Origin of the sequence: Serratia sp. 506_PEND, assembly GCF_001076875.1 — a bacterium.
GTDB classification, from domain to species: domain Bacteria; phylum Pseudomonadota; class Gammaproteobacteria; order Enterobacterales; family Enterobacteriaceae; genus Serratia; species Serratia marcescens.
This window is the reverse complement of record NZ_JVEL01000348.1, coordinates 1-9576: the sequence shown is the minus strand read 5'-3', so window position 1 is coordinate 9576 and position 9576 is coordinate 1. Positions and strand designations below refer to the sequence as shown.

The following is a 9576-nucleotide window of genomic DNA, read 5'->3' as shown; positions in this document are numbered from 1 at the left end:
TCTCGTAAAGAGCTTGCCAACGCTATCCGCGCACTCAGCATGGACGCCGTACAAAAAGCAAATTCCGGCCACCCGGGGGCCCCTATGGGCATGGCGGACATCGCCGAAGTCCTGTGGCGTGACTATCTCAACCACAACCCGACTAACCCGCACTGGGCTGACCGCGACCGTTTCGTGCTCTCCAACGGCCACGGCTCCATGTTGATTTACAGCCTCCTGCACCTCACCGGCTATGACCTGCCGATGCGCGAGCTGGAAAACTTCCGTCAGCTGCATTCCAAAACCCCGGGCCACCCGGAGTTCGGCTACACCCCGGGCGTTGAAACCACCACCGGCCCGCTGGGCCAGGGCATCGCCAACGCCGTCGGCTTCGCCATCGCCGAACGCACCCTGGCGGCGCAGTTCAACCGCCCCGGCCACGACATCGTCGACCACCACACCTACGCCTTCATGGGCGACGGCTGCATGATGGAAGGCATCTCGCACGAAGTCTGCTCCCTGGCCGGCACCCTCAAGCTCGGCAAGCTGACCGCCTTCTACGATGACAACGGCATCTCCATCGACGGCCACGTCGACGGCTGGTTCACCGACGACACCGCCCTGCGTTTCGAAGCCTACGGCTGGCACGTGGTGCGCAACGTCGACGGCCACAACCCGGACGCCATCAAGGCCGCGATTGAAGAAGCCCGCAAGGTGACCGACAAGCCGTCGCTGCTGATGTGCAAGACCGTTATCGGCTTCGGTTCGCCGAACAAGGCCGGCACCCATGACGTGCACGGCGCCGCGCTGGGCGCCGCCGAAGTGGCCGCCACCCGCGAAGCGCTGGGCTGGAAATACGCCGCCTTTGAAATCCCGCAGGACATCTACGCTCAGTGGGACGCCAAAGAAGCCGGTCAGGCCAAAGAAGCGGCCTGGAACGACAAGTTCGCCGCCTACGCCAAGGCCTTCCCGGAACTGGCCGCCGAGTTCAAGCGCCGCATGAACGGCGAGCTGCCGGCCGACTGGAAAGCCGACGCCAAAGCGTTCGTGGAAAAACTGCAGGCCAACCCGGCCAACATCGCCAGCCGCAAGGCGTCGCAGAACGCGCTGGAAGCGTTCGGCAAGGTGCTGCCGGAGTTCCTGGGCGGCTCCGCCGACCTGGCGCCGAGCAACCTGACCATGTGGTCCGGCTCGAAAGCGCTGAACGTTGACCCGGCGGGCAACTACATTCATTACGGCGTGCGCGAGTTCGGCATGACCGCCATCACCAACGGCATCGCGCTGCACGGCGGCTTCCTGCCGTACTCGGCGACCTTCCTGATGTTCGTGGAATACGCCCGCAACGCGGTGCGCATGGCGGCGCTGATGAAGCTGCGCAACGTGTTCGTCTACACCCACGACTCCATCGGTCTGGGCGAAGACGGCCCGACTCACCAGCCGGTGGAGCAGCTGGCGAGCCTGCGCGTGACCCCGAACATGAGCACCTGGCGCCCGTGTGACCAGGTGGAATCGGCGGTGGCGTGGCAGTACGGCATCGAGCGCAACGACGGCCCGACCACCCTGGTGTTCTCGCGCCAGAACCTGACCCAGCAGCCGCGCACCGCAGAGCAGCTGGCGAACGTGTACCGCGGCGGCTACGTGCTGAAAGACTGCGCGGGCACGCCGGACGTCATCCTGATCGCCACCGGCTCCGAAGTGGGCATCACGGTGGAAGCGGCGGACAAGCTGACCGCGGCGGGCCGCAAGGTGCGCGTGGTGTCGATGCCGTCGACCGACGCGTTCGACAAGCAGGATGCGGCGTACCGCGAGTCGGTGCTGCCGGCGGCGGTGACGGCGCGCGTGGCGGTGGAAGCGGGTATCGCGGACTACTGGTACAAGTACGTGGGGCTGAACGGCGCCATCGTGGGCATGACCACCTTCGGTGAGTCGGCGCCGGCGGAGCAGCTGTTCGCCGAGTTCGGCTTCACCGTGGACAACGTGGTGGCGAAGGCGCAGGCGCTGCTGAAGTAAGCGGTCTGGCGCAAGCCGATAAAAAAGCCGGTCATCATGACCGGCTTTTTTTATGGGCGGAAATCGCGCTTACGACGCGGCATTGGCGCTTTCGACGCCGCGCAACCGGTCGTAAGCCGCCGCCAGCAACAGCACCAGCAGCGTAGGCTGCAGCCAGACCAGCCCCTGTTCGGCCAGCGGCAGCTTATCGAACCAGGCGGGCAGCAGGCCGCTGAAGCTGGAAGCCTTCAGGCCGTCGGCCAGGCCAAACACCAGGCTGGTGGCGATCACCGGCGCGAAGACGCGCCTGGCGCTGCGCCAGCGGTTCTGGCTGAAGCTGAGCAACACCAGCGCGATGCAGGGCGGGTAGATCGCCGTCAGCACCGGCAGCGAGACGCGGATCAGATTGGCCAGCCCCATGTTGGAGACCAGCATGGCGAAGAGGGCGAGGATGACCACCAGCGTGCGGTAAGAGAGCGGCAGGTAGCGGGAGAAGAAGTCCGCGCAGGCGCAGGTCATGCCGACCGCCGTCACCAGGCAGGCGATGAACATCAGCACCGCCATAAAGACGCTGCCCAGATCGCCGAAGGTGTGCTGTACATAGGCGTGCAGGATTGCCGCGCCATCCTGAGCGCCGTTCTCGATCAGGCTACCGCTGCCGGCGCCGAGTTTGAACATGCAGATATAGACCAGCGTCAGGCCGACGCCGGCGATCAGGCTGGCCCACAGCGTATAACGCAGCAGCAACCCGCTGTCGCTGACGCCGCGCGAGCGGGCGGCGGTAACGATAATCGAACCGAACATCAGCGCCGACAGCGTGTCCATGGTTTGATAACCCTGTACGAAGCCGGTGGAAAACGCCGAGGCTTGATAGCTGCCGACGGCGGAGAGCGGCGCGCCTGCGGGCCAGACCAGGGCGGCGATGCCGAGCGCGGCCAGCGCCAGAATTTTCAGCGGCGCCAGAATATGGCCGACGTTATCGAGCAACCGTCCGGGATAAAGCGACACAATCATCGCCAGGGTAAAGAACAGCAGGCTGTAGATGAACTGCGGCAGGGCGCCGTCGCCGGTGAAAGGTGCAATGCCGAGGGCGAAAGAGACATTGGCGGTTCGCGGCGTGGCGAACAGCGGGCCGAGCGCCAGATAGCAGACGGTCGCCAGCAGCAAACCGGCGGTGCGGCCGATGGGGCCGGTCAGCAGGCTGATGCTGCCGCCGACGCGCGCCAACGCGATCACGGCGATCACCGGCAGGGCGACGGCGGTCACCATAAACCCGATAGCGGCCGGCCACAGATGTTCGCCGGACTGCAGTCCCACCAGCGGCGGGAAGATGATGTTGCCGGCGCCGACAAACAGGGCAAAGGTCATAAAGCCCAGGGCGATAATGTCTTTCGGGGATAAACTCTTGGTCATAACGGTATGGCACTGCCTGTATTCATGAAATAAACGGCCTGCCTGCAGAGGGCTGGCGCGTGGGGCAGCGAGCGCCCGCAAAAATTTTCGTCCGGCAGGATATAATAATTCGGCGACAAAAACCTGATTAATCCAGCGCTGTTTATCCTTGCGTGAACCGGCCGCACAGATGCATCCTGGCGGCCGGCCCGGCAACGCGTTAGCTCGCGCGCGCCACCATGTCTATCGACAGCGGGATTTCGATATGCGGTTTAAAAGAGTCATACGCGAAGGAGACGTGGCCGTCTTCGACCGGTTTACGGGTGAAAAAGATCAGCATATCGCGGGTTGAATTCTTACGTTTGTCCTGCGCTTCCACCGGTGAGAGGCTGTGTTTGCGTTCATGGTCGACAATCAGCAGGGTATCGAGGAAATGCCGATGCTGTATTGCGCCCAAAATCCATTCCGGCCGGGCCCGATCGAATTTGATCCCGCTGGTTTCGCGCATATCGTGAATAAAGGTCTTGGCGCTGTCGTCGGTCATGTTGTCGCAGCCGAGGAAGGTCGTCATGGTGTGGTCGACGCCGTCGCTGTGCACGCCTTCCAGCGCCGGTTCGCCCAGCATCTGCGGCGTGGTGACGGTGCGCAGGTTGAACACCGTGCAGACGAACTTGTTGATCTCCTGATTAAGCCGGGGGCGCGGCGTCACGCTCACGCCATCGATCACGTAGGCTTTGAATTTCATCAGCGCCTGAAATGCCGTATTCAACTGCAGATCGTCGTTGATGCCGCGGAAATGGCGCACCTTTCCCGAATCGTAGCGGATGAAGTCTTCCTCGACCGAGAGCACGAAAGGCTGGAACTCCAGCCGCTCAATCCGGGCGCGATCGAAGTCGAAACAGAAACGGCCGTTTCTGGACTTGCGGAAAGGCAGCGTGGGATCGTCCGCCAGATTGGCGCTGACCTGCTGCAGCCTGGCGAAATCTTCCGGCCGCGCGCCCAGCGCCAGCAGGATTGCCTGCATGGTAGCGCCGGGGATAAAGGCTGAACGGTGTTCCTGGTATGCCTTCTTAACTTCATCAAGCAGAGATAACTGTCGCATTTCTCGGAGGCCTCACGAATGATGGGGCGGTTATAAAATCTTGCTGCCGATCTCCACGTCGAAATCGGGTTTCAGCAAGACGGTGCCTTGATCCCTGGTGACCGCGGCAAGAACCAGCACTTCGGATTTAAATCCGGCAACCCGCCTGGCGGGGAAATTAACGACGGAGATGACTTTTCTGCCAAGCAGATCATCTTCCTGATAGTTTTCGCATAATTGCGCCGAACTGTTTTTAATGCCAATTTCCTCGCCGAAATCAATGCGCAGCTTATAGGCGGGTTTTAACGCCTTGTCGTTATATTCCACGGAAATAATTTCGCCAATACGCATATCCAGTTTCATAAAATCAGTGATTTCGGCCATGAGTCAGTCCCGTTAATTAAATGGCTTCAGAAAGGCTAGCAAAGGGGAATTATCCCGACAATGTCGCCGATAGGGGAATATTTATACCTGATGTAGCAATTAATTTACATTATCGTAACGTAGCGCAATTAATTATAAGCTCGATGAATTATATGAAATTGAAACTTCATTATTCACCGGTAATTATGTGCGCCACCTGAACTTGGGCGTTCGCTCGGCACTGTTAAGCCCGTGTTAAATTGGTTAGTATGCCCTCATTCATCAACCGCATTCTTTCAGGTAGTGATATGGAAATAACCCCGCGTGAAAAACGCGATCGGCGAAAGGCATTTATCGCGCCGTTTTTCCTGATATTAATTTGGTCGACGGGTTTTATTGCCGCGCGTGCGGTGGCGGATCATGCCGATCCCAACCTTTTCCTGACCTTTCGCTTTTTGATCGCCGCCGCGGTATTCGCTTTGCTGGCATTGCATTGCGCCTGGCCCAAGGGGCGGCAGTTCGTGATGCACCTGCTGACCGGCATGTTGATGAATGGCGTTTATCTCGCTGCAAGCTGGTGGGCGGTGGCGAACGGCCTGGCGGCCGGGGTGATGTCGCTGATCGGCGGATTGCAGCCGTTGTTCACCGCGCTGATTTTCGCGTTGGTGCTGCGCAAATCGATAGGGTTACGCTCCTGGGCCGGGCTGGCGGTCGGTTTTATCGGCGTTGCGCTGGTGCTCTCCCCTCGACTGACCGGTATCGACGTCGGCAATATGGCGCTGTTGCCGATCCTGATGGGGTTTGGCAGCATCGTCGCGCTGACGATCGGCATCATGGTGCAGAAGTCTTCGCTGGCGGCGGCCGATCTGCGGGCGGCGGGCGCCATTCAGCACCTCGGCGCCGCGATCGTGACCGGCGCGTTGGCGGCCGTGATGGGCTCCGGCGCCTGGGACAATTCGCCGACGCTGTGGTTCTCGCTGCTGTGGTCGGCCGGCGTGTTGTCGCTGGGCGGCACCGCGCTGTTTATCTGGATGGTGCGCCACGGCGATTTGACTCGCATTACCGCGCTGATGCTGCTGGTGCCGCCGGCGGCGGCGCTGCAGGCTTACGCGCTGTTTGGCGAGGCGCTGTCGCTGGTGCAGTTGGCGGGGTTTGCCCTGACCCTGCTGGGGGTCGCCATCGTACAGCGAATTCGCCTGCTGCGGCGTTCTCGCCTGGCCGAATAGTTTGCGACAGGAAGCGCCGTAAAGCCCGCGCTGCCGGGCTTTTTTATTGGCTGAAAAACGTCCAACCTCACAAAACCGAAAGATAACAAAGCAACGCCGTTGCCTCGTCACAGTTATTAACTATATGTTAATTTTTAGTTTATTAAATGTGATCAGGGGATGGATGATGATGAAAAAAATCAGCGCGACCGTAGCGGCAATCACTTTGCTGGGCTCCGTTTCCGCCTATGCGGCCTTCCCGGCGGGCTACCCCGCCGACTACCAGAAACTGGTCGACGGCGCGAAGAAAGAAGGCAAGGTGGTGATTTACTCGACCACCGACACCAAGGCGGCGGCGCCGCTGATCCAGGGGTTCGAGGCGTTGTATCCGGGCATCAAGGTCGAATACAACGACATGAACAGCACCGAACTGTATAACCGCTTTATCAGCGAGCAGGCGGCCGGCGGCACCAGCGGCGACGTGGTGTGGAGTTCGTCGATGGACACCATTTTGAAACTGGCGGGCGATTACGCGCAGGAATACGCCTCTCCCGAGCAGGCTCAACTGCCGAAATGGGCGGTATGGCAAGATAAGGTGTATGGCACCACCTATGAGCCGGTGGTGTTTATCTATAACAAACGCCTGATCCCGCAAGGCGATGTGCCGGATTCGCATGCGGCGCTGGCCAAGCTGATCGCCGGCCAGACGGACAAATTCAAGAAGAAAGTCACCACCTACGACATCGAAAAATCCGGCGTCGGCTTCATGCTGTCGGTGCAGGACTTCAAGGCCGATCCTAACTACTTCAAAACGCTGGCCGACGTGGCCAAGGGTGGCCTGGCGGTGCAATCCTCCACCGGCACCATGATGGAACGCGTTTCCTCCGGTGAAAACCTGATCGGCTTCAATATCCTCGGTTCATACGCCGAGGCCCGCGCCAAGAGCGATCCGTCGCTCGGCATCGTCTATCCGAAAGACTATACCCTGGTGCTGTCGCGCGTGAGCTTCATCGGCAAAGAGGCCGGCAACCCTAACGCCGCCAAGCTGTGGTTTGACTATGTGCTGTCGGAGAAAGGGCAAAATATTCTCGCCAATCAGGCGGATATCCCCTCGATCCGCAACGACATCGAAGGCAAGAACGACATCGATGGCATGACCAAGCTGTTGGGTAACGCGCTCAAACCGATCCCGGTCGATGACAGCCTGCTGGAATATCTGCAGCCGGCCAAGCGTCTCGACTATATCAAACAATGGCGCGCCGCCGCGGCGAAATAACAGGGACTGCATTCGGACGCGCGCCTGTCGCACGGGCGCGCGCCCTTTGGTCGTCGTTTACAACCATAGGGAGCATTTATGCAAGCATGGCGCAGAAAGTGGCAGAGTCTGCCGCGCGGCCTGGTGGTGTTGATAACCGCGCTGGTTATCTATGTCCCCCTGTCGTTTATCATCATTCAAAGCTTCCTCTCGGCACCGTTTTTCTCTCCTTCCAAGGTTTTCAGCCTTGAGGCCTTCGAGTTCATCTTTACCGATCCGGATTTCTACAAGGCGCTGAAAAGCGGCTTTATTTTGGCATTCGGCCTGGTGATTATCGCCATCCCGCTCGGCGGTGTTTTGGCCTTCCTGATGGTGCGCACCGATCTGCCGGGGCGGCGGATCATCGAACCGCTGATTCTGGTGCCGATCTTCGTGTCGCCGATGGTGCTGGGTTTCGGTTACGTGGTGGCGGCGGGACCGGTAGGTTTCTTCTCGCTGTGGGCGGAGGCGCTGCTGGGCTTCGTGCCGTGGAACATCTACTCAATGGCCAGCATCGTGGTGATAGCCGGATTGACGCACGTGCCTCACGCGTATCTGTACATCTCCTCGGCGCTGCGCAGCGTGGGCTCCGACGTTGAAGAAGCGGCGCGCACCGCCGGCGCCACGCCGCTGCAAGTGATGACCGCCGTCAGTCTGCCGATGGTGCGGCCGTCTATCTTGTACGCCGGGGTGCTGTTGTTCTTCCTCGGGCTGGAAGTGTTCGGCCTGATGCTGGTGTTGGGCGATCCGGAAGGCAACCTGGTGCTGGCGACCTACCTGTACCAGTTGACCAACAAGCTGGGCACGCCGTCTTACCATCTGATGGCGGCGGTGGCGGTGGTGCTGATTTGCATCACTATTCCGTTGGTGATGCTGCAGCGCCGGCTGATGCGCACCGCCAATCGCTTTGTCACCGTCAAGGGCAAAGCCTCGCAGGCCCGCGCGCTGCCGCTCGGCAAATGGCGCTGGGTGGCCGGCGCGGTGGTGGTGTTCTGGCTGACCGTGACCATCGGCGTGCCGCTGATCGGCGTGGTGCTGCGCGCCTTTATCTCTAACTGGGGCGTGGGCGTGTCTGTCTGGGACGAGCTGTCGATCAACACCTTCCGCACCATCTGGGCGCAGCCCAACCTGCTGCGCGCCATCGTCAACTCGATGGCGATCGGGGTGATCGGCGGGGCGCTGGCGGTGGCGTGCTACCTGTTTATCGGCATCGCCATGCACCGCAAGCCGGATGGCGCCACGCGCTTCCTCGACTACAGCGTACTGGTGCCGCGCGCGGTGCCGGGGCTGTTGGCCGGTCTGGCATTCCTGTGGGTGTTCCTGTTCTTGCCGATGTGGCTGGACAAATCGCTCAAGGAGGGCTGGTTGTCGGCGTTGCCGATGGCCGAGTGGCTGCGTGCCAACTGGATTGTCTGGCTGCGTTCGCTGCGCAGCACTATCTTCAGCGTCTGGCTGGCTTACACCGTGGTATGGATGGCCTACGGCCTGAGGCTGATCTCTTCCACGTTGCTGCAGGTGGGGCCGGAGCTGGAAGAGGCGGCGCGCAGCGCCGGCGCCAGCCGCGGCCAGATCACCCGCCACGTCACCATTCCGCTGTCGCGCTATGGCCTGATCGGCTCTTGGCTGCTGATGTTCCTGATTTTTGAACGCGAATATTCCACCGGGGTGTATCTGCTGTCTCCGGGCACGGAAACCATCGGCTCGATGCTGGTTTCTCTGTGGGCCGCGGGCGCTATCGATATCGTCGCCGCGCTGTCGTTCATCAATATCCTGCTGGTGGTGCTGGGGCTGGGGATCGCCTTGCGCTTTGGAGTGAAATTACATGATTGAACTTTCGGTAGAGAATCTGCATTTGACCTATGGCGACAACCCGGTGCTGAAAGGGGTGTCGATGGATCTGAAACGGGGCGAGGTGGTCTCGCTGCTGGGCCCGTCGGGCAGCGGCAAAACCACGCTGCTGCGGGCGGTGGCCGGGCTGGAGAAACCGAGCCAAGGGCGGATCGTCATCGGCAATAACCCCGTGTACAACGGCAGCGCGCGCAGCGAAATTCCCGCCGAAGAGCGCAACCTGGGGCTGGTGTTTCAGTCCTATGCCCTGTGGCCGCATAAAACGGTGTTTGAGAACGTCGCTTACCCGCTGAAGCTGCGTAAGACCGCCTCGGCGGAAATCGCCCAGCGGGTGCAGGCGGTGCTGGATCAGCTCGGGTTGGGGCATCTGGCCAAGCGGCACCCGCACCAGCTTTCCGGCGGCCAGCAGCAGCGCGTGGCGATCG

Annotated in this window: 8 protein-coding genes; 5 read left to right on the top strand and 3 right to left on the bottom strand. The window is 60.9% G+C overall.

Features of this window, described 5'->3' with window-relative positions; genetic code table 11:
- On the top strand, positions 1-1989 hold a 1989-nt coding region (gene tkt / locus ADK28_RS11100), incomplete at its 5' end, for a transketolase (RefSeq protein ID WP_048795683.1).
- Positions 1990-2058: 69 nt separating this feature from the next.
- On the opposite strand, the gene brnQ is transcribed toward tkt, so the two are convergent.
- From brnQ to ADK28_RS11085, 3 genes are all read right to left on the bottom strand, one after another.
- On the bottom strand, positions 2059-3381 hold the full coding sequence (gene brnQ / locus ADK28_RS11095; protein WP_016930038.1) for a branched-chain amino acid transport system II carrier protein: 1323 nt from the start codon (positions 3379-3381) through the stop codon (positions 2059-2061).
- 199 nt (positions 3382-3580) lie between these two features.
- Entirely contained in the window at positions 3581-4462 is an 882-nt protein-coding gene (locus tag ADK28_RS11090) for a 2OG-Fe dioxygenase family protein (protein ID WP_028127702.1), read from the bottom strand.
- 30 nt (positions 4463-4492) lie between these two features.
- Positions 4493-4825 carry a tRNA-binding protein gene (locus tag ADK28_RS11085; protein ID WP_004931561.1) on the bottom strand — a complete coding sequence of 111 codons (333 nt, stop codon included), beginning with the start codon at positions 4823-4825 and terminating at the stop codon, positions 4493-4495.
- Between the two features lie 287 nt (positions 4826-5112).
- Between ADK28_RS11085 and ADK28_RS11080 the strand changes: the two genes are divergently transcribed.
- From ADK28_RS11080 to ADK28_RS11065, 4 genes are all read left to right on the top strand, one after another.
- A complete protein-coding gene (locus ADK28_RS11080) occupies positions 5113-6030 on the top strand; it encodes a DMT family transporter (protein WP_016930036.1) in 918 nt (305 codons plus the stop codon).
- A 166-nt stretch (positions 6031-6196) separates the two neighbouring features.
- Positions 6197-7285, top strand: coding sequence for an ABC transporter substrate-binding protein (locus ADK28_RS11075; protein WP_033641358.1), 1089 nt, complete (start codon positions 6197-6199; stop codon positions 7283-7285).
- A 78-nt stretch (positions 7286-7363) separates the two neighbouring features.
- Positions 7364-9133, top strand: a complete 1770-nt coding sequence (locus ADK28_RS11070; RefSeq protein WP_033639426.1) for an ABC transporter permease — start codon at positions 7364-7366, stop codon at positions 9131-9133.
- On the top strand, positions 9126-9576 hold a 451-nt coding region (locus ADK28_RS11065; RefSeq protein WP_048795682.1), incomplete at its 3' end, for an ABC transporter ATP-binding protein. The genes ADK28_RS11070 and ADK28_RS11065, both read left to right, overlap by 8 nt.

Bases quoted from the DNA above. Each gene is read 5' to 3' on its own strand.
- brnQ (WP_016930038.1), bottom strand. From the start codon at position 3,381: ATGACCAAGAGTTTATCCCCGAAAGACATTATCGCCCTGGGCTTTATG.
- ADK28_RS11090 (WP_028127702.1), bottom strand. From the start codon at position 4,462: ATGCGACAGTTATCTCTGCTTGATGAAGTTAAGAAGGCATACCAGGAA.
- ADK28_RS11085 (WP_004931561.1), bottom strand. From the start codon at position 4,825: ATGGCCGAAATCACTGATTTTATGAAACTGGATATGCGTATTGGCGAA.
- ADK28_RS11080 (WP_016930036.1), top strand. From the start codon at position 5,113: ATGGAAATAACCCCGCGTGAAAAACGCGATCGGCGAAAGGCATTTATC.
- ADK28_RS11075 (WP_033641358.1), top strand. From the start codon at position 6,197: ATGATGAAAAAAATCAGCGCGACCGTAGCGGCAATCACTTTGCTGGGC.
- ADK28_RS11070 (WP_033639426.1), top strand. From the start codon at position 7,364: ATGCAAGCATGGCGCAGAAAGTGGCAGAGTCTGCCGCGCGGCCTGGTG.